Annotated in this window: 20 protein-coding genes; 5 read left to right on the top strand and 15 right to left on the bottom strand. The window is 38.0% G+C overall.

All coding sequences use genetic code 11. From position 1 onward, the window contains the following. The first annotated feature begins 410 nt into the window (after window positions 1–410). Window positions 411–593, top strand: coding sequence for an MbcA/ParS/Xre antitoxin family protein (locus EV201_RS06985; protein WP_130306890.1), 183 nt, complete (start codon window positions 411–413; stop codon window positions 591–593). Between the two features lie 152 nt (window positions 594–745). Here EV201_RS06985 and EV201_RS06990 read toward each other — a convergent pair whose 3' ends face one another. The 7 genes from EV201_RS06990 to EV201_RS07020 form a co-directional block, all read right to left on the bottom strand. After that, complete coding sequence (locus EV201_RS06990) at window positions 746–1,399, bottom strand: carbohydrate-binding family 9-like protein (RefSeq protein WP_165389613.1); 654 nt, start codon at window positions 1,397–1,399, stop codon at window positions 746–748. Between the two features lie 94 nt (window positions 1,400–1,493). Next, on the bottom strand, window positions 1,494–3,821 hold the full coding sequence (locus EV201_RS06995; protein ID WP_130306892.1) for a glucosamine-6-phosphate isomerase: 2,328 nt from the start codon (window positions 3,819–3,821) through the stop codon (window positions 1,494–1,496). Window positions 3,822–3,825: 4 nt separating this feature from the next. Beyond that, the gene (locus EV201_RS07000) at window positions 3,826–4,932 is read right to left on the bottom strand and encodes a phosphotransferase enzyme family protein (protein WP_130306893.1); all 1,107 of its coding nucleotides are present in this window, start codon (window positions 4,930–4,932) and stop codon (window positions 3,826–3,828) included. A 33-nt stretch (window positions 4,933–4,965) separates the two neighbouring features. Then, window positions 4,966–6,234, bottom strand: coding sequence for a sugar MFS transporter (locus EV201_RS07005; protein ID WP_130306894.1), 1,269 nt, complete (start codon window positions 6,232–6,234; stop codon window positions 4,966–4,968). Between the two features lie 65 nt (window positions 6,235–6,299). After that, complete coding sequence (gene glmM / locus EV201_RS07010; RefSeq protein WP_130306895.1) at window positions 6,300–7,679, bottom strand: phosphoglucosamine mutase; 1,380 nt, start codon at window positions 7,677–7,679, stop codon at window positions 6,300–6,302. Between the two features lie 77 nt (window positions 7,680–7,756). Then, a complete protein-coding gene (locus tag EV201_RS07015) occupies window positions 7,757–8,656 on the bottom strand; it encodes a nucleotidyltransferase family protein (RefSeq protein WP_130306896.1) in 900 nt (299 codons plus the stop codon). 17 nt (window positions 8,657–8,673) lie between these two features. Continuing rightward, window positions 8,674–9,900, bottom strand: coding sequence for an ROK family protein (locus EV201_RS07020; RefSeq protein WP_130306897.1), 1,227 nt, complete (start codon window positions 9,898–9,900; stop codon window positions 8,674–8,676). Between the two features lie 188 nt (window positions 9,901–10,088). On the opposite strand from EV201_RS07020, the gene EV201_RS16490 reads away from it, so the two are divergent. After that, entirely contained in the window at window positions 10,089–10,937 is an 849-nt protein-coding gene (locus EV201_RS16490) for an FKBP-type peptidyl-prolyl cis-trans isomerase (RefSeq protein ID WP_207224408.1), read from the top strand. A 91-nt stretch (window positions 10,938–11,028) separates the two neighbouring features. Here the strand turns inward: EV201_RS16490 and EV201_RS07030 are convergent, their stop codons facing one another. Beyond that, window positions 11,029–11,781, bottom strand: a complete 753-nt coding sequence (locus tag EV201_RS07030; RefSeq protein WP_130306898.1) for a lysophospholipid acyltransferase family protein — start codon at window positions 11,779–11,781, stop codon at window positions 11,029–11,031. Between the two features lie 291 nt (window positions 11,782–12,072). Between EV201_RS07030 and EV201_RS07035 the strand changes: the two genes are divergently transcribed. The 3 genes from EV201_RS07035 to EV201_RS07045 all read left to right on the top strand — a co-directional run bounded on the left by EV201_RS07035 (window position 12,073) and on the right by EV201_RS07045 (window position 15,749). Next, window positions 12,073–13,482, top strand: a complete 1,410-nt coding sequence (locus EV201_RS07035) for a M64 family metallopeptidase (RefSeq protein WP_130306899.1) — start codon at window positions 12,073–12,075, stop codon at window positions 13,480–13,482. 122 nt (window positions 13,483–13,604) lie between these two features. Further along, the gene (locus EV201_RS07040; RefSeq protein WP_130306900.1) at window positions 13,605–14,297 is read left to right on the top strand and encodes a Crp/Fnr family transcriptional regulator; all 693 of its coding nucleotides are present in this window, start codon (window positions 13,605–13,607) and stop codon (window positions 14,295–14,297) included. Between the two features lie 252 nt (window positions 14,298–14,549). After that, window positions 14,550–15,749 carry an FprA family A-type flavoprotein gene (locus tag EV201_RS07045; protein ID WP_130306901.1) on the top strand — a complete coding sequence of 400 codons (1,200 nt, stop codon included), beginning with the start codon at window positions 14,550–14,552 and terminating at the stop codon, window positions 15,747–15,749. 197 nt (window positions 15,750–15,946) lie between these two features. Here the strand turns inward: EV201_RS07045 and EV201_RS07050 are convergent, their stop codons facing one another. The 7 genes from EV201_RS07050 to EV201_RS07080 form a co-directional block, all read right to left on the bottom strand. Further along, the gene (locus EV201_RS07050; protein ID WP_130306902.1) at window positions 15,947–18,025 is read right to left on the bottom strand and encodes a glycoside hydrolase family 97 protein; all 2,079 of its coding nucleotides are present in this window, start codon (window positions 18,023–18,025) and stop codon (window positions 15,947–15,949) included. A 180-nt stretch (window positions 18,026–18,205) separates the two neighbouring features. Further along, entirely contained in the window at window positions 18,206–19,789 is a 1,584-nt protein-coding gene (locus tag EV201_RS07055; RefSeq protein WP_130306903.1) for a DUF6377 domain-containing protein, read from the bottom strand. Window positions 19,790–19,904: 115 nt separating this feature from the next. Then, window positions 19,905–21,170 carry a threonine ammonia-lyase IlvA gene (gene ilvA / locus EV201_RS07060; RefSeq protein ID WP_207224409.1) on the bottom strand — a complete coding sequence of 422 codons (1,266 nt, stop codon included), beginning with the start codon at window positions 21,168–21,170 and terminating at the stop codon, window positions 19,905–19,907. A gap of 100 nt (window positions 21,171–21,270) precedes the next feature. Next, entirely contained in the window at window positions 21,271–22,347 is a 1,077-nt protein-coding gene (gene leuB, locus EV201_RS07065) for a 3-isopropylmalate dehydrogenase (RefSeq protein ID WP_130306904.1), read from the bottom strand. A 125-nt stretch (window positions 22,348–22,472) separates the two neighbouring features. After that, window positions 22,473–23,051: a 3-isopropylmalate dehydratase small subunit gene (leuD, locus tag EV201_RS07070; protein ID WP_130306905.1), complete on the bottom strand. Its 579-nt coding sequence runs from the start codon at window positions 23,049–23,051 to the stop codon at window positions 22,473–22,475. Between the two features lie 75 nt (window positions 23,052–23,126). Beyond that, a complete protein-coding gene (gene leuC, locus EV201_RS07075) occupies window positions 23,127–24,527 on the bottom strand; it encodes a 3-isopropylmalate dehydratase large subunit (RefSeq protein WP_130306906.1) in 1,401 nt (466 codons plus the stop codon). A gap of 135 nt (window positions 24,528–24,662) precedes the next feature. Then, window positions 24,663–26,156: a 2-isopropylmalate synthase gene (locus EV201_RS07080; protein WP_130306907.1), complete on the bottom strand. Its 1,494-nt coding sequence runs from the start codon at window positions 26,154–26,156 to the stop codon at window positions 24,663–24,665. Window positions 26,157–26,358: the final 202 nt, after the last annotated feature.

Here is a 26,358-nt window from a genome sequence, read left to right on the forward strand (position 1 = left end):
TTGATGCTTATAAAAGTTCAATACAAACGAGTTAATAAACCATACTGATAAGTATATTTTCACAAAATAAGACCAAAACATCCTTAGAAACATTCTAAACAAGTGAATATCTCTACAAAACACATAATCATGCTCTAGGGAAAAGCCTTGCTAAAACAGGACTAAATAATATTTAATTTTAAAGATTATTCTGATAATTTAACATGTAAAAGTGCCTTAAATTTATTAATATAGTAGTAGAAATCGATTTACACTCATTTCACTCATTATCTTTAAATCAATCAATTTATTGAAATCATGACGGAATGTAGAAAATAACGACATCAAGTTCAAAAACTGTAAGCGTATTGCTCTTTAAAACAGTCTATTCAATCCAAAATTAAAAAACAATAATCCAAAATTATATTCATATGAAAGAACTCTTAGAAAAAGGCATTAAAATATTTGGAACCAAAAGTCGTTTTATAAATTGGATTGAAACAGAAAATGAGGCCTTAGGCGATGTAACGCCAGATTCACTTCTTGATTCAACTCAAGGATTATCGATCGTTTATGATTTGTTAATGAAAATTGAAGCTAATAGTATTTCATAATCCTTCTGATTGGACATATCAGCGAATCAACATTCAAGCATAAATTAAGTCTCATAAAGCAGATCTAAATAAAACTCAGTATACTAAAAAGCCCAATCTATTATAACTATAGATTGGGCATTAAATTTTATACGCTAATTATTTTTAGTTAATTAAGACTTATCACAGTCTTCGAAGCTAAGAATTCCAAATGAAGACGGGATATGAAAATCCGGTGTTTTAGAATCAGGCTTAACCCAAGATATCCATCTTAAGTGAGATTGTGGTTCTGGCAATTTCATACAATATCCACGATATAAGCCTGCTTCGAGTACATTATCTTTCAACAATCCCAATTCCTTTAATGAAGATAGACCAATGGCTCCTTCAACCACATACCCCTCTTTGTTTTCTGAGGCTGTTACATATAGCTTATCAACTCCTGGCCACTGCCACTGATAGTCAAAATCACGATAATAACGGGTCGCATAATCCAATACGCGTCCACGGGCATCCATCTCCAAACAATAGTATGGATTTAATTTATCGTTTTGCCTAAAAAAGATTTCCACACGATCAGAATTTACAACTTCCATCTTGTCATCTTCAACTACGTAGGTCAAAACATTAGCATCTTCCACATCGAATCTGAAGTAGAAATTATCATCGTCATATAGTGCCCTAAAACTCGTTTGAGGAGCTGTTTCGTCTTCCCATGGAAAACTGAAATCTGTATTTAAATTGGCCTGTTCCCAGATACTGTCTTTCAATTTACAAGCTGAAATCTGTTGACTAGACGAAAGGCGTCTTACGCAATATATTTTCATTAAAAATGGGATATTAAGTGTTGAACTCGTAAAAGTAAAAAAAAGGATTGAAGGCATAATATCCCCCAATCCTATTCCATTTTAGAGTGTGGATCTAAAACGGATTTTCTTCAACTGCTTTTTCTAAGTCCTGAGCCATTGCTACAAACTCATCAGCATTCATTTCTTTCATATAAACCAGGCCATGCGTTGCACGAACTAAGGGGTGGTTGTTTTCGTAGAAAAAGTTCTTTCCCAACAACATCTGTATCTGTTTCAACTGATTAACCCAAACTTTTTGAGTCAGCTCATTAAATTTCCCATCATATTCATAACTTGGGAAAGATGCATTCACCTGACTCATATAGGCTTCGGTAAAAGAATTCTCAAGTACATCAAGTGCATTCAACGAAACAGGAACAATGGTATCTGCATCAGCAGGATGGTATTTAAACCAAACATTTCGGTAACCGATAATACGTAGGTTTGACAAATCGGCCTCTTCTTTCCATTCTTTCACAGCACCTGCAATGGCTTGCAAAACTTTATAGTGCGTATCAGGTCCTGAACCTTCAGGATCCATGGCCAAACTAATGGTTGTTGGTTTATATTTTCTGAATTCTTCAAGAACAGGAAGCATATCACGATTCTTTTCAGGAGTTTCTGTAAAGACATCCCCTTTATAAAATCCCAATCGCAGATGATGAATATTCTTAACCGGCGTTCCAAAGTGAGCCCATACCAACTCTTCTTCAAACTCACGAATCATTCCCTTCATTCGCTGAACTTCAGGTGAGTTTTTGCCTCCATCGTAAGAATTTTCAAGCTCATCAATAATCTTTTCAATGGTCACATCCAGATTTGCTTTATCTGTGACTTTCCAAGTATCTACAATAGCACGCACCAATCGATGACATAATCCTCTTCGTTTTCCGCTCGTGTTTCGATCAGCCACGGAATTCAAAAAATGATAAACATCCTTATCCCATTTCTTAGTATAACCAAGTTCGAAAAAGTCAGGATAATTCAGCATCTCAATCTTACCTTTTGCGATAAAATCCTGACATTCTTTTAAAACATCAATAACAAAACGATTGGTTACAGCAGTAAAACCGGATGTTAAAACTGAAAAATGAATTTCATTACTAGCCGAACGCATCTGACGATTTGTGTAAGGCATAATACCCAACATGATATCATCGTGGTGAGGTCCGGTATGGTAAATCACCTCATTTTCATCAGGTTTCATTCCCTTCTCCAACTTCTTTTTGATCGAATAGATTACAGACTGAACTGTGTTTTCATTCAAATTGGGAATTAAACGTGTATACGGATCGGCCTTTAAATCTTCAAGTGTTAGGTGGTGTCCATATGTATTTGACTTGTTACAAAGATCGATAATCGATTTTTCAGTCTTTGTATGCGTCCAGTCACCTGACTTATAATAACGATTGACACTATCAGTTAATTTACAAGCTGCACCAGTAGTTAAATAGAAACGACTATTTTTCTGGCGCTGCAACACACTTGCCGGATAAACAGCATCCGGTTCGGTTTCTAATGAGTCTCTAACAATATCAGCCTTAGCCTCACCTGCTGCAAAAATAATTGAAACAGCATCCGGATTATGTGTAATGGTATCCAATCCGATGGTAATAACCAAACGATTTCTCGATACTTCAATACCGCCTAAGTCACCTGCGGCAACAGCCTGGGTCTCAAAATTGGTTTTGGTCAATCGTGTGGTAGAATAATGATCCGAACCTCTTGTATTGAAAGCAATGTGACCATCAGGTCCGATACCTCCCAGGAAGAAACCAATACCACCCTTTTCACGAATTTGATGCTCGTATTCAGTACACCAATTATCGATCATGAAAATTGATTTTTGTTGCATTTCTTCCACAACACTCTTAGCATCACGGTATCGCAATGATAAATCGATATTGTAATCAGGAAAAACTTCCAGAAAATGCTTGTTATCCACCAATGGAATTTCATTGGAATTGATTAATAAAGAGTTCTTCTCTTCCAAACCAAAACCTTTGATATAATAGTTCATCACATAATTGTAAAAACTATTATGCTGAGCCGGATTTATAGGATAAAATTCATCAATCTGAACAAATTCCAATCCGCGAAGATCAGGTTTAGCCATATTACCCAAACCATACTTGCTTCGAATATCAAGCCCCTTATTATTGTTCCAGTTCTCAAGAAGATACTGCGTATATTTAATAAAATACTCAGGCGTTTTACCCGTAGGCAAACTGATAACTCCTTGAGGATTTTGATCAGCCCACTCCAAAAAACGAAGTGAAGTCATCAAACCCAATTTTGGAAAATTATCAACTTCTACATAAGGAATTTTTGTGGTGATCTCCTCAATACCAGACAATTCGTAGAATGCCTTTTCTACTTTTGAATCGAATATATTTTTCATTTGACTAACTATTTTTTAATTGCTGACTACAGGTTTCAACAAAACGTTTCATCTCCTCAAACTGCTCTTCCATACTTGTTAGCAACTTGTATTGCGCATGTGTACGGATTAAGTTATGCTCTGCTGATTTTGTTTTATAATATTTATCCCCATCGATATAATCCATCAGGAAACGAAGCACCTGCTCATAGGTAATATATTTGGCAGAAAAAGCTAAATATTCCAGCTCCGATGCCGTCAAAAATGAAATAGCTTCCTGAAGATAGCCTCTGGTAAACCCCTTGAATATTTCAATATCCATACCGACATTTTCAAGATTCTCATCATCCTCTAATCCTGTATTGGTATACGATCGCATTGCATCTCCAAAGTCATTTAACACAGTACTATTAAGCACTGTATCTAAATCGATCACACACAATACATCGCCTTCTTTATCGAATAGAATATTATTGATTTTTGTATCGTTATGGGTGACCCGAGTAGGAATTGTGCCATTCTCGACCAAAGTCCAAAATTCTAGCATTTCATCTCTTCTATTCTCAACCCAGGCAATTTCCTTACTTAAATTTTTCTTACGTCCTACAGGATCTTTTTGTAAGATTTCATCCCACTGCTCAAAACGATATCTGATATTATGGAAGCCTGGAAGAATATCAACCAAAGGTTCTTTCATATCCGATAACATGGATTGAAACTTACCAATTCCCTTTCCTCCGGCAAAAGCAAGCTCCGGACTATCTGCAGATTCGTATGTCAGGTTATCTTTAATGAAAAGACACATGGTCCAGTAATTTCCTTCCTCATCAATAAAGAACCGTTCATTTTCATCAGTGAAAATAAGTGTCATTGCTTCACGGCTCACATCACCATTGGCAGCAGCAATTTTGCCTTTTAAATGCGTGGTAACTTTCTGGATATTCCCCATCATTCCGGGAACATCTTTGAAAATATTTTTATTCTTTCGTTGCAACAAATAATCAGGATGAATGTCTCCAACTGTTTTTACAAAAAATGTATCGTTGATAAAACCTTCACCTAAAGGACGAATATTTTCGATATTCCCCTCAACCTGAAACTTCGATGCAATATAATTTAGATTTCTATCCATCTGTTTAAATTAATTTCCCGCAAAATATTCTGCTTATTTCCAAGATTTCAGCTTATACCCTTTTATGGAATAAAAAAGGATAAATAAGTAGCAAGGTATCATCACCCAGTAGGCTTGCTGACTTCCAAATGAATCAGAAAGATGTCCCCAAACCAAAGGCATTATTGCACCACCGGAGATAGCCATAATTAAAAGAGCTGATCCTGTATTAATGAATCGACCCAGATTTGAAAGAGCTAGAGGCCAAATTGCCGGCCAAACCAATGCATTTGCAAATCCGAACAAAGCAACAAAAATAACTGAGGTAAGACCTGACGTAAGAATAACTCCCAGGGCGAAAATAACACCAAAAATAGCCGACATTTGAAGTGCGAATCTCTGACTTATTACACGAGGAATTAAAGTAATTCCTAATAAATAACCCACAACCATTGTGACCATGGTATAAGAAGTAAAGGCTTTTGCGACATTTAATTCTATTCCCAAAGAGAGGCCGTAACGGATAATAGTATCACCTGCTACAACTTCAGCACCGACGTAGAAAAACAGAGCTAAAACACCAAGTATTAAATGAGGATAGCCGAAAATATTTTTCTTAGTAGAATGATCCACTGATTCGTCATCTCCATTTTTTGTAACGTCAACTTCAGGAAGAGGGGCCATACGTACGCCAAATCCCATAATCAAAAGTACAATAGTCATCACAATATATGGATTGATTACGCGAGCCGCTAAAGTGTCTAAAGCTGTAACACGGGCAACCTCATTCATCGTCTCTAAACTCTGCTTAAAAGCATCACCATCGTTAAGAATATAATAAGCAAGAATCAAAGGGGCCATGGCACCCGCAAACTTATTACAAATCCCCAAAATACTGATTCGACTCGCCGCACTTTCCTTGGGACCAATTACCGTTACATACGGATTTGAAGCTGTTTGCAAAATTGCAAGCCCCGTCCCCATGACAAATAAACCCGTTAAGAAGACACCATAAGTTCTTGACATAGCCGCAGGAATGAAAATAAGGGTTCCAATAGCCATAACCCATAAGCCTACCATCATCCCATTTTTAAAGCCAGTTTTCTTTAAAATCCAAGATGAAGGCAGTGCCATAATTGTATATGCGATATAGAATGAAAAAGCAACAAACATAGCCTGAAAATCAGTCAGATCACATGCGATTTGTAAATAAGGAATTAGAATTCCATTCAGCCATGTTACAAAGCCAAAAATAAAGAACAAGGCGCCAATGATAATCATTGGAAGAACAAAGCTCTTGAATGAAGATTGAGAAGTACTCATTTTATAAGTGATTTTAGGTTAGAAAATCGAAAAGCAATTCATAAAGATATTACAGGTCGATTCTGTTAATTTTGATTTTTCATTAATTGTTTAACACATTCTGCCAGATCCTTAGCATACTTTTCAGTTGTGGCTTCGGCATAAATTCGAATGATTTGTTCGGTATTGGATTTCCTCATATGAACCCAGCCTTCAGGGAAAACTATTTTCAATCCATCAATGGTATGACATAGATAATCCATAAATTTTCTGCGAACTTGCTCCAGAATGCCATCCAAATCGACTACGCCTTCCAATTCGATTTTTTGTTTCTCGATTTTGTAATCGGGATATGTTGCGCGCATTTCACAAGAGGTCATCTTACTTTTAGCCAGATAAGTCAGGAATAAGGCAACACCCACCAAGGCATCTCTACCATAGTGTAATTCCGGATAAATGATTCCTCCATTCCCTTCACCACCAATAACTGCTGATTGCTTCTTCATTTCTCTTACCACATTGACTTCACCAACTGCTGATTCGAAAAATTCACACCCGTGCTTTTCAGCAATCTCTCGCAAAGCCATCGTCGATGATAAATTGGCAACTAAGCTTCCTTTGCTATGTTGAAGCACATAGTCAGCAACAGAAACCAGCGTGTACTCTTCACCGAAAGGCGTTCCGTTATTGCAGACCAAAGCCAAACGATCAACATCAGGGTCAACAATAATCCCCAAGTCTAATTTCTCTTTTTTAACCAGCTCGCTTATCTCCACAATATTCTCGGGAAGGGGTTCCGGATTATGAGCGAAATGCCCATCAGGCACACAATTGATTTCGGTAACTCGATTAACCCCCAAAGCTTTTAATAAACGAGGAATAGCGATACCTCCAACCGAATTAATAGCATCAACAGCAATAGAAAAATCAGCAGCAGCAATAGCATCAACATCTACCAAGTCTAAATCAAGTATGTGTTGAATGTGCTGATCTAAATAGGTTTCATCCTTTGCATAAGTCCCCAGCTCATCCACTTCGTTGTAGATATAGTCCTTATCTTCAACCAACTGAAGAATCTCTTTCCCATCCTGATCGGAAATAAACTCCCCTTCACTATTCAGCAATTTAAGGGCATTCCAATTTTTAGGATTATGGCTGGCTGTAATGATAATACCGCCTCCTGCATTCATATCGGTTACAGCCATTTCCACCGTTGGCGTTGTTGCCAAGCCAAGGTCGATGACCTCCACTCCAACTGACATTAAAGAGCCAACTACAAGTTGGTTCACCATCTCGCCACTGATTCTGGCATCACGCCCAATCACTAGCTTTTTGTTCGCCCCACTTTTTTGTAGCCAAATACCAAAAGCCCCGGCAATACTAACCACATCCATAGGTGTTAAAGCCTGACCTGGTCTACCACCTATTGTGCCTCTAATTCCTGATATCGATTTAATTAAAGTCATTCTTGTTCTCTTTAGGGTAATTTCATTGTTATAGCCCCATGGCTATCCTTTATTTTAACCAGCAAACGCATTGAATCTTAACTCCAGAGCTTTACGGGATATATGCCTTTCTCAACCAATTCTAAAATAGCCTGGGCTGCTTTTTCTTTATCCTCACGATAGGTTACACCAAACCACTGTGCGTCTGATTTCAAAACCTTAACCTTAGTATTTCCCCCCTCAATTATTTTAGCAACAACTGAAGGAATATAAAACTCCGATTTTAAGGCTTGTCCTTCTGCGGCTAAAAAACTGATAAACTGTTCTTCCAGATGATTAAACAATTGAGGCGTGAATCCCCAAAAATTCATCGACACAGTTGTCTCCCCAGCAAGCGGCATCCACTTTTCATCTTCCTTACAGGCTATTCCCTCTTTCAATTTCTCGATATGCGTTCGCTCAACAACTGTTACCAGATGATCATCTGCATTCGTAGAACAAACACCACGTGACACTGAACCATTTTCGGATATGGTATTAGCCAGCTGATAACCCACCATACCATATTCTTGTTCCGTAATTGAATTCGTTAAGAAATTAGCCATCGTAGTAAATGCTTCCACACCATAATAATCATCTGCATTAATTACAGCGAAGGGTTCATTGATGCAATCTTTTGCCATTAAAATAGCATGACCGGTTCCCCATGGTTTTTCACGATCAGGATTAAACGATGCCCCCTCAGGCACATTCACAATTTCCTGATTCACATAAGCAACATCAATTTTGCCAGCTAATTTTGCATTAAAAATTTCTTTGAATTCCTCTTCAAAACTTTCTCTGATAACAAAAACAATTTTTCCAAAGCCAGCTTCAATCGCGTCATAAATAGAATAATCGATAATCGTTTCGTTTGATGGGCCTATTGGATCAATTTGTTTTAATCCGCCATAACGGCTTCCCATTCCTGCTGCAAGTACAAGTAATGTCGGTTTCATATCTCTTAATTTATATCTTAGCTTATTCTTAAAACTTCTTTCATCACATTAGATAGGGTTCCCATCAGCGCCGCATCATCAATCAGATCAGAACACACAACTTCTGTTTCTGAACTAATTCTATCCATAGCATATTTGTTTAAAGCCATTCTCACAGGATCAACAATATACTTTCCCGTTTGAGCCAATCGTCCACCAATAATTATCATTTCCGGGTTCAAAAGGTGAATCAAAGTCACCAAGCCTTTCCCCAAATAGTCACTCATTTTATTGAGCTGATCAATAGCAAATTGATCGCCTGTATTGATAGCAGCAACAACCTCTCTCAAATCGATTGATTTGCCTTCGTCTTTACGTTGCCGTAAAAAACTTGCCTGCCCTTTTTCAATGCCTTCATTGATATTTCGAACCAGAATCTCACCCGATGTTAAAGTCTCCAAACAGCCAATCTTCCCACAATAACACTGCTCGCCTTCCGGATCAATCAGAATGTGACCAAACTCACCAGCAAAACCATTCTTACCTGAATACAACTGCTCGTTTAAAATAATCCCCAGACCGATTCGGTTGCTTAAATTCAAACATAAAACGTCCTTTTTTCCCTTTGCTTTTCCAAAAGCTTTTTCTCCCAAAGCCATCATTCTCGCATCATTATCCAATACAACGGAGAAACCAAGCTTCTCAGTCAGATAATTTCCTAAGCCCTGCTCTGCAAAAGTTAAGTGTGTAAATGACACGCCATTTTTAGCATCAATCAAACCCGGTATGGAAAGCCCCATAGCTAAAACTTTCGATGCCGAAATATGCTTCTCATTAAGTACATCATTTATCTTACCCACCAACTTATCGGTATATACCGATGAATTTTCAAGATCAAAATTCTTATACTCTTCACGACTAACAAGCTGATTGCTTAAATCAAAAAGTGCAATAGTGAGCGTATGCAAATTGATATCAACCCCAACAACATATTGATATGCTGAATTAATACAATACAAATTTGGACGTCTTCCTCCTATCGATTCCCCAATACCATTATCAAGTAATACACCAAAACCCAATAAATCATCAACCAATGAAGCAACCAAAGGCTGACTTATTTTCGAATGTTTTACAATTTCGGCTATTGAAGCATTCCCTGTTTCATACAAAAACGAAACAATCTTTCGATACTGTTCCTGTTTTCTGTTTCTTGCATTTGCAGTTCCTACTATCTCTTTTTCATATTTGAATTCCGGTCTCAATCTGTTTCTATTTAGTTAGCGATTATTTCGTGATAAAAGTAAATTTATTTTTAAAAGAAATACTGCCTTTTAAAATATTTTTTAAAAGTATTTTTCAAAACAGACTAATCCATTATCACTCTAAGCAGTATCTCCTTTTAATACAGGTAGTTTTTACTATATTTGCCCGCAATAAAAAAAAATTAGATATGAAATATACCCTATTTATTTTAGCCATTTGCCTATTTGTTTCCTGTAGCAAAGATGAGGAGGCTGATTATACCGTGAAAAACGAAACTGAAATTCAGGACTATATTACAACACACAATCTGAATGCTAAAAAGAGCAGCACAGGTTTGTATTATGTGATTGATGAGGCTGGAACTGGTAAACAAGCTATGCCAAATTCCTATGTGAATGTAACATACAAAGGCTATTATACTGACGGACGAGTATTTGATGAAAGTAATTCTGATGGTATTTTCACTCACTTACAACAGGTAATAAAAGGATGGACAGAAGGGATTAGTTATTTTAAAGAAGGTGGTAATGGTAAACTTTTAATACCATCTCATCTGGCATATGGCAATTCAGATTACGGATCTGTACCAGGAGGATCTGTTCTTATCTTTGATATTCAACTTAAAACAGTATACGACAATTTAGAAACCTGTTTGAAAGCTAAAAACGAAACTGAAATAAAGACTTATATAGAGAAGAATAAGCTTGATGCTCAAAAATGTGAATCGGGTCTTTATTATGTGATTGAAGAAGAAGGGACAGGTATTCACCCCAATGCCGAGTCAAACGTGACTATAGCTTACAAAGGCTATTTCACCAATGATAAGGTATTTGATCAAAGTAGTTCTAATGGCATTTCTATTGGTTTGAATGATGTTATTAAAGGATGGACTGAAGGCATCCCTTATTTTAAAGAAGGTGGTAAAGGTAAACTCTTAATTCCATCACATTTAGGATATGGTGCCAATGGTGGAGGACCAATTCCTGGCGGTACTGTTCTTATTTTTGATGTCAACCTTATTAAGGTTAATGAATAATAGACTAATCCGAAGATTAGCTTTATAAATAAAAAAGGCTTGCCCTAAACTTAGGAGCAAGCCTTTCTATTATGCATTAACTTAGGTTGATTTACACGCCATACTTTTGTTTAAGTGGTTGATTAATCACCTCCTTAAGTTTCTCTTGTAAAGCCTCGGTATCTTGTTTTGTCAGTCCTTCTGTTGAAATAGGAGGATGAATAACCACTTCGGCAACACCTGGACAAGCATTTCCCTTAAACAAACTAGCACGCTGAAGTCGTCTCCAATTTGTTGTTTGCGTTACAGGTAAAATAGGAATCCCCATCTGAATGGCAATAGACACTGCACCTGCCTTAAACTCTCCTAATTTTGGTGCATGTGGCGGAATGGTTCCTTCCGGTAAAATAACCAAAGGATTCCCTTCATCAATCACATCTTTCATTTTCATGAAACTTTTCAATGCACCGACTCTATTGTGTCGATCAACCAATATATTCATGCCTGAGGTATAAAATATATGAAACAAAGGCCATTTTTCAATTTCTTTTTTACCTGTAAAAACAAAGTGCTGATCGAAAATAGCATAAAGAGGTGCCGGATCGAGAAATGATGTGTGGTTTGAACAGATTAAAAAAGGCTGATCTCTTAAAATATTTTCCTTCCCTTTTACTCTCAAGTAAATACCTGAACCGTAAAGCCAAACTTTAGCATAAACTCTAATGATTTTAAATGCCTTAGGAAACCTCTCTTTTTTAGCCAAAAAGAAATAAAATAAAGGATAAAATAAGATTAAGGTCAATACAAAATACAGCAGAAAATAGATTTTGTAAATCAGTTTAAACGGGAATAAAATAAAATTCATTATAAAAATCGATATTAAGTTTAAGCTTTAAAAAAAATAGAGAATTGATTTATAAGACTTTAAAAATCTTAACATGCAGATACTTTTACCAAACCAATCCACTACTTACACAAAATTAAAATATCAATTCATAATATCATTCATAATCCAATGGAATATCCAAACTAAGTTAATTAAGTCAGAACATTCGCAAGCTAGGTGCTGATCAAGATATGATATTAGACATACTTCCTCTTTTAGATATTCATTATCTTGTCCGCAAAAACAACACGAAGCTAAAACACAAAAACTATGAAAAAAACATTTGTATTAGCCTTATTGCTGATGGGAATCTCCATTTTTGCAAAGGCACAATATGCAGAATATTTTACCTCTGCTACCATGCGATTGGATTACAATCATGTGGGAAATTCAAATGAAGAACACTTTGCATTCGATCAAATGGTCAACGATGGCGACTGGGCCGGAAGTAAAACCGTTTTGATTGATGATTTGAAATTAGGAAAATATTTTTTCGAAATTAAGGATATTAAAACAGATAAACTCCTTTATTCAAGAGGGTTTTCTAGTATTTATGGCGAGTGGGAAACCACACCTGAAGCCGATACTGAATGGGGAAGTTTTCATGAATCAATTCGTTTTCCCTGGCCCAAAACCGAAGTTAAGGTAATCCTATCGAAACGTAATATTAAGAATGGTTTCGATCCTGTTTGGACTTACAAAGTAAATCCCCAACACTATCGCGCCTTTACAAGCCCTGTTAAAAATTACTATAACACCCTCGATTTAGTTGTAAACGGAAAACCCGAAAATCAAGTAGATATTGTTGTTTTGGGTGAAGGTTATGCAAAAAAAGACATGGCAAAATTTAGAAAAGACGCTCAGCGTTTTGCTGATGTACTTTTGAACACAGAACCTTACGCTTCTTTCAAAGATAAATTCTCGATTAGAGCCGTTGAAACTCCTTCACCGGATTCAGGTGTCAACCATCCTCATCAGGATATTCACACACGTTCAGCGCTTTCAGTAACTTATGGCGCTTTCGATTCAGAACGTTATGCCTTAGGTTTTGATAACAAAACCATTCGCAATGCAGCTGCTGCCGTACCCTATGAATTTACAGCAATTCTAATGAATGACTCAATTTATGGCGGTGGCGGTATTTACAATCTCTATATCACAGCTGCAGTTGATAATGCGTTTCAGGAATACTTATTCGTTCACGAATTCGGTCATCACTTTGCTGATTTGGCTGATGAATATTACACATCAGCTACAGCTTACGAAATGGATGCCAAACACCTTGAACCTTGGGAGTTGAACGTAACAGCCAATGCTGATCCAGAAACCATCAAGTGGAAAGATATTGTGACTGAAAACACGCCTATTCCAACCCCTTGGGAAAAAGAAAAATACGACAAACACAGTATTGCCACTCAGAAAAAACGTGTCGAAATGCGTAAGGCAAAAGTTGACGAAAAAGTGATGGAAGACTTCTTTATCAAGAAAAGAACCTGGGATGACGAACTATTGTCAAATATGAAATATAGTGACAAAGTGGGTGCGTTTGAAGGTGCTCAATATAAATCAAAAGGTTTATACCGCAGTGCTGCCAATTGTATCATGTTCACTCGCCACGATAAATTTTGTCCGGCTTGTCAAAGAGCAATCAAACTCATCATTGATCAGAATACAAAATAAGGTATTAGTCATATACAACTACAAAGGCGATTCACTTAAGGTGAGTCGCTTTTTTTATACACTGTCAATAAAAGATTTTAAACTCTTTAATTGTATTCATTTTAAATCTTAATATCTTAGTATTGAATTTTACAAAATTGAAAATGCTAAGTCAACAACTCATACAATCACCTGTTTTTAGAGGCATCAACGCCGAAGAAATGGAGGAGCTTCTTCAAAAAGTACAATATCGCATTCGAAAATATCAAAAAGGCGACATGGTTGCTTTTCGTGAAGATAGATGTGAAAACCTCATGATTGTTCTCAAAGGTAGCGTTAAAGGTGAAATGCTCGATCCTTCAGGAAAGACAATTAAGATTGAGGATATTATGGCCCCCTATCCTATTGCTTCAGCTTTCCTTTTCGGACAAAAAAATCAATTCCCGGTAAACGTTACAGCCAATGCTGATGTCGAAATATTCTTCCTCGATAAGCAATCGGTCATCGAACTTTTTCAAAACAATAAGACGTTCTTAGTAAACTATCTCAATTCTATTTCAAATCGGTCACAATTCCTGGCTCAAAAGCTGCTTTTCCTCAGTTTTAAAACCATAAAAGGTAAGCTGGCCAACTTTATATTAAAGCAAGCCGCTCCTGATAAAAAGAAAATTGAACTCCCAAAATCACAAGCAGAAATGGCGCAGTTCTTTGGTGTTACACGTCCCTCATTCGCTCGAAGCCTAAAAGAAATGGAACAAGAAGGCATGATTGAAGTCAATCGTCGCGAAATTAAAATTATGAATCGACAAGCCTTATTTAGTCTGATGCAACAATAAGCTTATTCAGGTCGTATATAAATAACAACCAGGCTTAATTCACTCGTCATAAACAACTACCAAACAACCCAATAGCCAAACTCTATTTCGTAAACGGTCGGATATAAAGACATTTTTATCCTTTTCAAGAAAAAAAATAATATTACTTTTGTGCTCTGAAAGGAGACTTGACTTAACGCGTCTTAATATCAGTGCATTCAAGTCAATTTCAACAATAAGAAAACAATATTCAAAACATATAAATCTTTTAGCATGCATAATAGAGTTAACATTAGCGATAAAATTTATTGGGTAGGATGTAATGACAGAAGAACACATCTTTTCGAAAATTATTGGCCTATTCCTAAAGGAGTCGCTTACAATTCATATGTAATTGTTGATGAAAAAATAGCCATTGTTGATACCGTTGAAAAAGGAGCTATGGATGAGTACCTTGACAATATCGAAGCGGTTTTAGATGGTCGCCAGGCTGATTATTTGATCGTAAACCATATGGAACCTGATCACTCAGGATCGATTCGTTCATTAACCGAGCGTTACCCTAATATGCAGATCGTTGGAAACAAGAAAACCTTCCCTATGTTGAGAGGTTTTTATGGTATTTCTGAGAATTTACTTGAGGTAAAAGAAGGCGATTCAATTGATTTGGGAGAGCACAAGCTTAACTTCGCTATGGTGCCTATGTTACACTGGCCCGAGACCATGGTGACTTTTGAATCAACAAAAGGTATCCTATTCTCTGGTGATGCTTTTGGTGCTTTTGGTACTTTGGACGGTAGTATTTTCGACGATGAGTTAGATCTTGATTATCTTGAGGAAGAAATCAGCCGCTACTACTCAAATATCGTAGGTAAATATGGTAGCCCAACTCAACAAGCACTTAAGAAATTAGGTGGATTAGATATTAAAATGATTTGTGCGACTCACGGTCCTATCTGGAGAACGCATATTGCTGATATTATTGCCAAATACGACAAGTGGAGCAAGTACGAAACTGACGAAGGTGTTGTCATTGTATTCTCTTCGATGTATGGTAATACCGAAAAGATGGCTGACAATATTGCACGCCAGCTGGTTAAGCGTGGTATCAAAAAGATTAGAATTCACGATGCTTCTAAAACGCACCCGTCATACATCATCAACGATATTTTCCGTTTCCGTGGTGTTATTTTAGGATCATGTGCCTACAATGGTGGTCTTTTCCCAGCTATGGAAACTCTTATTCACGAGCTGCAGAATATGGCCGTTAAGAATCATGTCTTGGGTATTTTCGGATCAAAAGCCTGGGGTGGTGGCGGCGTTCGCACTCTTAGCAAATTTGCTGAAACCATTAAATGGGAAGTCGTTGCTGAACCTGCTGAAGCGCTATGTGCTCCTGCAAACAAGGATTACAACCAATGTGAAGAAATTGCTGAAAGTATGGCAAATCGATTGAAAGAATTGTATAGCTAGATTTTAGTCTAGACATAAATATATCATTAAGCTCTCTCGTTAATTCGAGGGAGCTTTTTCTTTGTATGCCTTTTGAAATAAAAAATCCCAACAGCACATGACATACTGTTGGGATTAAAAACGAACGAGTTTTTAGAGTCGTTTTATTGTTAGTGTACGAGTTTGTGATTTTATCTTAGCAAGATGCAATCATCACATTATTTAATTTCGATCAAACTGATAGCTGCACCACCACCTGCTGCCAAGTGCATGTCAATTATTGAAGTAGCATCAACAACTTGCTCCTCAATCTTATAATCGGTCGGGTTTTTATCCCAGTGCGCCTTGTCACCATCCAAATAAAGCGTTGCCTTGTATTTTTTTCCAGAAGGAAGAAAATCAAGTTTAAGGCTCATGTCTCTGGCATTTTCATCGGTGATAGTACCAACAAACCAATTATTTGATGCTCTGTCCTGACGCGCAATTGTTACAAAATCACCAATCTCACCATTCAAAACTTTCGTTTGTTCCCAATTCACCACCACATCGCGGATAAACTGAAAAGCCGGATGTCCCTTATAGTTCTCAATTAAATCAGGCACCATCTGGATTGGGCTATTGATGACTACATAGAGAGCCAACTGATGCGCCAGTGTTGTGTTCACCTGATTATTGGCTTTATGCGGCTTCAACTTGATATTGAAAATACCGGGCGTGTAATCGATAGGACCAGCCAGCATACGAGTGAAAGCCACAATTGGCAAGTGTTCTGCTGGATTGCCTCCATCACTCGACCAGGCATTAAATTCTTGTCCACGTAAGCCTTCACGAGAAATCGCATTGGGGTAAGTACGACGTAAACCTGTCGCTTTAATTGGCTCGTGAGCATTTACGGCTACCTTATACTTTGCTCCCATTTCCAATGCACGACGATAATGATTTACCATCCATTGTCCGTGATGATATTCTCCTTTAGGAATCAGTTTCCCCACATAACCGGTTTTCACCGAATGTATCCCTAAACTGTTCATCAAATGATAAGCTGTATCCAATTGTTGATCGTAGGTGCGAGGTGCAGCAGAGGTCTCATGGTGCATAATCAGCTCCACTCCTTTTTCCTTACCATAACGAACCACCTCAGGTAAATCGTAATCATCGTAAGCCGTTACAAAATCGAATACCCCTTCACGATCTTCAAAACCAATCCAGTGTTCCCAACCCGTATTCCAACCTTCAACCAAAATACCACCAATCTTATTTTCGGATGCAAAATCGATTAATTCTTTAGCATATTCAGTCGTAGCTCCATGTCGACCACTAGCTTTATCCCAGGTTTTGGTTCCCAAATGCATGTCCCACCAAATCCCTACATATTTCATCGGTTTAAAATACGAAACATCTCCAATTTTGTTCGGCTCATTTAAGTTGACAATTAAATCTGATTGGATTAGATCACCAGCTTTCTCAGCAATCTGAATGGTACGCCAAGGTGTCTGGAATGGTAAAGATCGTTTCACTTTATAGTCTGTTCTCTCAGATCCAACCAGAGTCGAAACCATCTTCATATTCGAAGTATCTACTTTAAGTGTCATCCCAGAATAATCCGTCAGGTTGGCTTCATGAAAACTCAAATAAATTCCCTCGGCTGTTTTCATACTAACTGGCGTATTCACGGCATTATTAGGGATAGAAGTTTGAGCTAAACTTGCATGTCCTCGCAATTTTGTAGCATCAATCTCAGAAAACTGAGTTGTATGATAAAGATGCTCATAGATATCCCAGTCTCCCGGAATCCACCAAACCTTATGATCGCCAGTTAGATTGAATTCTGTATTCTCTTCCGCAATCAAAAGCTCTTTCATAGCTTCCTGCTCTGGAAACTCATATCTGAAACCAATTCCATCATTATAGGCTTTAAACTCCAGATTCATTTTTCTATTGGGAGCTTCTTTTTCAGATAAAGCTACAATAAGTTCGTTAAAGTGATCTTCAACCACACGCTTTTCACCCCAAGGCATTTCCCATGTAGAATTGCTACTGGTTTGTTTGGCTGATACAATTTCCCACCCCGACTTGATGGCTGGCATATTGGTAAAATCGAAACCCAGTGTTGAAGGTTTAATAACTGATTTCCCATTGAAACTTACTTGATAAGTTGGTTGACCACTCTCAAGATTAATTGAAATAGTAATTATACCATCAGGTGATTTAAGTTCTTGTTTTTGCATATTGCTATTACAAGAAAGCATGGTTATTGATAGAATAATCATGCCAAATAAAAGTCTTTTGATGTTCATGAGTTTATAATTTGATTTTGATTGTTTTCGATAATCAAAATAAGAGCATTCAGTTTCCAATAACTAAAATATAAACCAATATATAGACGATAACTGATAACTCAAAGAATTAACCAACTCATAAACTGTTAATTTAAAAAAACTGAAAATTCGATAAATATAGATGATATAAAGGAGAATTTACACCGACTTAATTGCCATTACCTTTAAATCGAACGCTTCGTTGGGATAGATGGAGCGATTACGAATCTTGGTTTTGTAGGTATAAATGGTGTTGACCGAAAGGTTGAGGATGCTGGCGATTTTCTCGTTATCGGCAACACCAATTCGAATCAAGGCAAAAATGCGCAGATCCGTATTCAGAGATAAATCATCCTTTAAACAGATGCGATCCTTTTCATCGAAAAGCTGATTAAAACGATCAACAAAATCAGGAAAGAGCTTTAAGAAGATTCGATCGAAGTCTTCAAATAAGCGTTGGCGTTCCTTTTTTGAATTGTATTTCTTCAATTCCTGTTCAATATTATCATAGGACTTGGTGATCATCTGTCTGGAGATAGACTTCTTAAAATCTTCAAGTTTATCGATGTATTGCGAACTAAAATTGAAATAATAGCCAATGTACTCTTCTTTAATTCGACTGGCCTCTCTAAGCAGTTCATTCACATGCGTTAAATTTTGATTGCTTCGCTCAATTTCCTTTCGCGCTTGACGCAGTTTCTGCAACTGACGAAGGATAACCAATGAAAAAACCAAAACCAACACACCAATCAGCCCAAGCATCTTTTTTTGCTTATTCTCTTTCTGGAAACGAGCCGATTCAATCAGAGGTAAGATATATGAAATTTCAAATTTGCGTTGTTCCGAACCATAAAAATCGGCATCAGCTTTAGCCAGTAAAATGTATTGATATGCTTTATCAATTCTCCCTTCCTTGTAAAAAAGTTCGGCTAATGATCGGCAGGCTGTGGTTTCTTTTGTCGACGATTTGATATCGGCAATACTGGCTTTCATTAAGTATTCTTTTGCCTTCTCCACTTCCCCCCTGTCCGAATAAATAAAACCCAAACCCGAAGTCACAATCGCAGTTTCATGATCATTCAGTTTGAATTGATTCAACAAGTCGATATAATAGTCTTCGGCTTGATATAACTTACCACTCACCATGCTTTGTAATGCCAATCCCAACAGCTTTTCAAATGAAGGCTCCTTGAACTCATCAATCAGTTTCTGACTGTAGAAATGCCCTAATTTCTTATAGGCTTCACTGTAATGTTTATCTCGTGAATAGCCTGACAAATCGTAATAAGCCCGATATGCCGTGCTATAAAATTCCTTCCTTTTTTCATTAGACAAGTATTGATAATCAACCGTATTTAAAGTATCAATCGACGACGTATACAAACCTTTTAAAAGCATAATCAAGCTGAGCTTCGACTTAGACTCAGCAATTTTCGACTTATCTTTTAATTGATAAGCCAAACCGTTAGCTGCCTGTGCATATTTAAATGCTGAATCGTAAACAAAATATTCGTATGCTCTTACAGATTTCATTAGGGCTGAGAATTCCTTGTCACTATTTTTTTCTTCCCTGGTAGATCGCAAATCTTCCAAAAGATTTTTAATCATCTCTTTCTTGGCAGCATCAATCTCATCGCGTTTCGAGATATAATGATCCAATTGCTTTGACCAATCTGTTTGAGCGATACTAGTCTGACAAAAAATGATCTGAATAAATAAAATAGAAAAGAAAAGCCTTAGCATATTGGACTGTACGTATTAGAATAAATGTTGAATACAAAGTAAAGCATAAAATGTAAAAACAAAAACAGGAGATCAAGTGCTAACCGATCTCCTATTCTTGCTAATTCTAATGGACTTAAACTATAAACTGAAACAAATCTGTTTTATCATTCAGGTATTCGAAAATAAATTTTCGATCCGTCATTCTATCTTGCAAACGCTTTAAGTCTTCAGGTTTTTGCACCTCAATTCCAATGACAGCCGGGCCTTTTTCACGACTACTTTTCTTATAATATTCAAAGTGAGTGATGTCGTCACCCGCATCGAGCACATCGTTCACAAATTCCTTTAGTGCGCCTGATCGTTGTGGGAAACGGACTATAAAATAATGCTTCAATCCTTCATACAGCAGGCTTCTTTCCTTTATTTCCTCCATTCGGGTAATGTCGTTATTGCTGCCACTAAGAACACAAACCACATTTTTCCCTTTGATCTTATCCCCCATCAACTCCAAAGCTGCTATTGATAAAACACCAGCAGGCTCTGCAACTATAGCATCCTCATTATACAAGCGTAATATCGTTGAGCAAATCAAACCTTCGGGCACAATCAGAATGTCATCCAAAACCTTATCGCAAATTTGCCAGGTATAATCGCCAACCTTCTGAACGGCTGCGCCATCAACAAATCGATCGATACTTTCTAAGGCCAGATTACACTTATTATCCAAAGCCAATTTCATGGATGGAGCTCCTTCTGGCTCAACACCTATAATTTTTGTATTGGGGCTGAATTCCTTAATCCACGCACCAACACCCGAAGCCAATCCTCCGCCACCTATGGGTAGAAACAAATAATCGATAGGTTCGGTAAATTGTTGCAATATTTCAAGTCCAATTGTACCTTGTCCTTCTATGGTTTTAGGATCGTCAAAAGGGTGAATAAAGGTCTTACCTTGCTCTTTGGCATCCGCAATCGCCTTTGATGATGCATCATCAAAAGTATCACCTGTCAAGAAAACTTCCACAAAGTCGCCACCAAACATCTTCACCTGCTTAATTTTCTGACGAGGCGTGGTTTCGGGCATGTAAATACTGCCAAAACATTTCAATTTCTGACAAGAATAGGCCACTCCCTGAGCGTGATTCCCCGCGCTGGCACAAACAATTCCCTTATCTAAATTCACCTTGCTCAAACTTGCAATCTTATTGAAAGCCCCTCTTATTTTATAGGACCGAACCAATTGCAAATCTTCTCTTTTTAAATGAACATTGGCTTTATAGCGCGATGACAAATTCAAATTATTAAGCAATGGAGAAGCTAACACCACATCCTGAACCGTTCGATTCGCTTTGACTATCTCCGACATTTTCGGATAATATTCCTTTTTATTTTCTGACACTATTTTCCCTTTTAAAATTCAAATAATGCTCAGGAATTAATCCTGAGCATTGAGTACAAACTTGCTAAGAGGGTAACCACTCCCCAATACACAAGATTAACTACAAACTGTTCTCTTTTATAAAATTGACTAACCAATCACCGACTTCAGTCGTTGAAAAGGCTTTGCCCCCCTCAGCTAAATCTTCAGTCACAAAATTGGCTTCAATTGATTTCTCTACAGCTAGACGAACCAAAGCTGATTCCTGTTTCAACCCAAAAGCATGATCAAGCATCATGGCAGCTGATAAAACGGTAGCACATGGATTCGCAATATTTTTGCCTGCTGCTTGCGGATAAGATCCATGAATGGGTTCAAAAATTGAAGTATGAACACCTATTGAAGCTGAAGGCAACATTCCCAGTGATCCCGAAATCACACTCGCCTCATCTGTCAATATATCACCAAACATATTCTCAGTTACCATCACATCGAAACGCTTCGGCCAGGTGATAATTTGCATTGCTGCATTATCCACAAACATATACTCCACCTCAATTTCCGGGTATTCTGGCTCTAGTTTCTGTGCAATTTCTCTCCAAAGACGGGACGTAGCTAAGACATTAGCCTTATCTACAATTGTTAATTTTTTTCTGCGTTTTCCTGCAAATTCAAAGCCCAAACGCACAATACGTTCCACTTCTTCGGCAGTATAAACACAGGTATCATAAGCCGTTTTTCCATCTTCTGATCTGCCCTGAGGACGACCGAAATAAATACCACCTGTCAACTCACGTATACACAAGAAGTCGACTCCTTCGAGCAATTCTGTCTTGAGGGGCGACTTGTGCAATAAAGCCTTAAAAGGCTCCAAAGGACGAAGATTGGCATACAAGCCCAACTTTTGTCTCATAGCCAACAACCCCTGCTCCGGACGAACTTTTGCATTCGGGTCGTTATCATATTTGGGATCGCCAATGGCTCCAAAAAGAACCGCGTCCGAATTCATACACAGCTTATGCGTTTCATCGGGATACGGAGTTCCATGCACATCAATGGCTGAAGCTCCAATTAAAGCTTCAGTATATTCAAATTGATGGTTAAATTTTTCTGCAATCGCATCAAGCACATTACGTGCTTGTGCAACAATTTCGGGACCGATACCATCACCGGCTAAAACTGCAATTTTATATGACATCTTTTAGATGGTTTATTTATTTGTAAATGTGTTATTAAGTCGAATAGTCTTTAAATCAAAAGAGCCTTCGTTCCAATAAAATAAGTCAGCGCAACCTTTAACCTTTAACCTTTAACCTTTAACCTTTAACCTTCAAAGTCTTGGATCTTTGCCTTTTTGTCAATTAAGTAATCGATATCATCGAATCCATTTAATAAACAGTCTTTTTTATAGGGATTTATCTCAAACTGAAAAGCTTCATCATTATACCTCAGCTCTTGTTTTTCAAGATCAACCCCTACTTTCTGAGAATGATCTTTCTCAATAGCCTTGAATAATTTTCTCAGGAATTCAGCAGATACCTGAATCGGCAACACCCCATTATTCAAGGCATTATTTCTAAAAATATCGGCAAAGAAACTGCTGATGACAACTTTGAATCCATAATCGGCAATAGCCCAGGCAGCATGTTCTCTTGAGGAACCGGATCCAAAATTCTTACCAGCAAGCAGAATTTGTCCTGAATACTCGGACTGATTTAACACAAAATCTTTAATCGGTTCTCCAGAAGAAGAAAAACGCCAATCTCTAAAAAGATTTTCTCCAAAACCTTCACGGCTGGTTGCTTTTAAAAAACGAGCGGGTATAATCTGATCGGTGTCTACATTCTCGTTGGGAAGTGGCACACAGGATGATTCTAAATATGTAAATTTATCTACGGACATTGTTTTATTTTTTGAAATGAATGTAAACTCAGTTGTCGGTTTTCTGTTTTTCAGTATCAGACAAGTGACAAGCTGTTACAAGAATTCTCTGGGATCGGTGATCACACCTGTAATGGCTGCAGCGGCTGCAGTGAGCGGACTTGCTAATAAGGTTCTTGCCCCCGGTCCCTGTCGTCCTTCAAAATTTCTATTGGATGTGGAAACACAATATTTACCAGCAGGTACCTTATCTTCATTCATTGCCAAACAAGCTGAACACCCTGGCTGTCTCAATTCGAAACCAGCCTCTTCCAAAATCTCGACCAAGCCTTCTTCCATCGCTTGCTTTTCGACCTTTTTAGAGCCCGGAACAATCCATGCCGTGATTGAATCGGCCTTTTTGTGTCCAGCCACCAAAGAAGCAAAAGCTCTTAAATCTTCAATTCTGCCATTGGTACAGGAGCCAACAAAAACGTAATCAACTTTCTTACCCAAAATTTTTCTACCAAACTCATATTCCATATAGGCCAATGATTTCTTAAACGATGGCAGCTCCGAAGCTTGAATATCTGCTTGAGCCGGAACACATGCTGTAATTCCCATTCCCATCCCCGGGTTGGTTCCATAAGTAATCATGGGTTCTATATCTTCAGCCCTATAGGTATATTCCATATCAAACTCAGCACCTTCATCGGATTTCAAAGTTTTCCAATAGGTTAATTTCTCATCCCATTCGTCTCCTTTGGGAGCGTATGCTCTACCTTTTATGTATTCAAATGTTGTTTCATCAGGCGCAATCATTCCTCCTCGAGCGCCCATCTCGATACTCATATTACAAACGGTCATTCTGCCTTCCATACTCAGGCTACGCACAGCAGATCCGGCATATTCAACAAAGTAACCCGTAGCTCCGCCTGTTCCCAATTGCGCTATCACATAAAGCGTTAAATCTTTCGCTGAAACGCCTTTAGCTAATTCGCCATCAACGGTAATCCGCATCTTTTTAGGTTTGGATTGCATGATACACTGCGTGGCAAAGACCATCTCAACCTCCGATGTTCCAATTCCAAAAGCCACAGCACCAAAAGCGCCATGCGTTGAGGTATGACTATCGCCACAAACCAAGGTCATGCCAGGTTGCGTATGTCCCAGCTCTGGTCCAACAACATGAACAATGCCGTTGTTGGGATGATTCAAACCGTACATCTCAATCCCGTTCTTCTCACAGTTCGCTTTTAAAGTTTCAACTTGCGAACGTGATTCCATGTCAACGATAGGCAAATGTTGGTTCACAGTAGGGACATTGTGATCCGGTGTTGCGATAGTTCTTTCCGGTCTAAATACGTTTAAACCTCTTGCATTCAAGCCCGAAAAAGCCTGTGGACTGGTTACCTCATGAATCAAATGCTTGTCGATGTAAAGAATGTTTGGGCCACCTTCAACATGTTCGACCACGTGTGCGTCCCAGACCTTATCAAATAATGTTTTTGCTTTCAATGTATATGTTTTGTGAATTCGTGAGTTTATGAATTCGTGAGTTTATAATGAATAATCAAGTCAAATAGTCTGAAAGTCTTAAATGTCAAAATATCTTATTAACAGACAACAGCCAGCGGAACCTTTAACCTTTCCTTAAACCAACTTCGCCAAGGCATTCACCAAGGCTTCAACTGAAGCGGTAATAATGTCGATATTGGCTCCAAAGCCATAATACATTTTCCCTTGGTGCTGCAATTGGACATGAACTTTTCCCAAATCATCGCTGCCACGAGTCAAGGTTTGAACAAGAAATTCTTCCATAGAAAACTTCTGTTTAATCAACTTCTTAACCGCATTGAAACAAGCATCAATAGGACCATTTCCCTCAGCAGTAGCTGCACAGGATTCACCTTTAATCTTAAGATGAACCGTCGCCATAGGAGTCGTCGATTTACCGGCAAGAACCTGTAATAATTCCAACTCAACGGATTGAGTTTCCAACTCATGATCCCCCATCAACTCAGCCAAATCATTTTCATTCACATTCTTTCTCTCATCGGCCATCACCAGAAATTTTGAATAGGCATCATCCAAGTCTTCCTTCGAAAGGGTATAGCCCATTTCATTTAAGTGATGATTTAGTGCCGCACGACCACTTCTGGCTGATAGTATAATGGCCGATTCCTTAATACCAACATCAGCAGGATCGATAATCTCATAATTCTCGCGATTTTTCAAAACCCCATCCTGATGAATACCTGATGAATGCGCAAAAGCATTGCGACCAACAATAGCCTTATTCGCCTGAACCGGCATATTCATTAATGAAGAAACCAAACGGCTGGCCTCGTAAATACCCTTCGTATTAATATCGGTATGGTAAGGCAAATCGTGATGTGTCTTAATCGCCATCACCACTTCTTCAAGAGAAGTATTCCCCGCACGCTCCCCAATTCCGTTTAAGGTCACCTCAACCTGACGCGCTCCATTAATCACTCCACTCAATGAGTTGGCTGTGGCCATACCCAAATCGTTATGACAATGTGTCGACAAAATCGCCTTGTGAACATTGGTTACATTCTCCATCAGATACTTGATTTTCGCACCATATTCACCTGGCAAACAATAACCTGTTGTATCCGGAATATTGATAACGGTTGCTCCTGCTTTAATCACAGCCTCAACCACTCTTGCCAAATATTCATTATCCGAACGTCCCGCGTCTTCAGCGTAGAATTCCACATCCTCAACATAGCGCTTAGCATACTTCACTGCTCGTACAGCACGATCAAGAATTTCATCTGGGTTTGAATTCAGTTTATTGAAAATATGATAAGGCGAAGTCCCAATACCTGTATGAATTCGGCCTCTTTTAGCAAACTTCAGTGCCTGAGCAGCCACATCAATATCCTGTTCAACGGCACGGGTTAATGCACAAATGGTAGGATTGTTCACTGCTTTGGCTATTTCCACCACGGATTGAAAGTCTCCCGGACTTGATACAGGGAAACCCGCTTCGATCACATCCACGCCTAAAGCTTCAAGCGTTCTTGCGACTTCAATTTTCTCAATTGTGTTTAACTGACAGCCAGGGACCTGCTCCCCATCGCGCAATGTGGTGTCGAAAATAAATAATCTATCACTCATTTTTTCTTGTGTTTTGTGGTTAAGTTCTATTCAGTTAATAGCAAAAAAAAAGCCCTTCCTTGTGGGAAGAACTTCGTATAATTTCATCTGTTCTGATTCAAATTATAGCACAGTCTTCCCTGTCGAACTCATAATAATGAGGTCGATAATGAGAATTAATCCGATAAGAATAGAATTCGTATTCATGATATTTTCATTGCTG

Source organism: Ancylomarina subtilis (assembly GCF_004217115.1).
Lineage (GTDB): Bacteria > Bacteroidota > Bacteroidia > Bacteroidales > Marinifilaceae > Ancylomarina > Ancylomarina subtilis.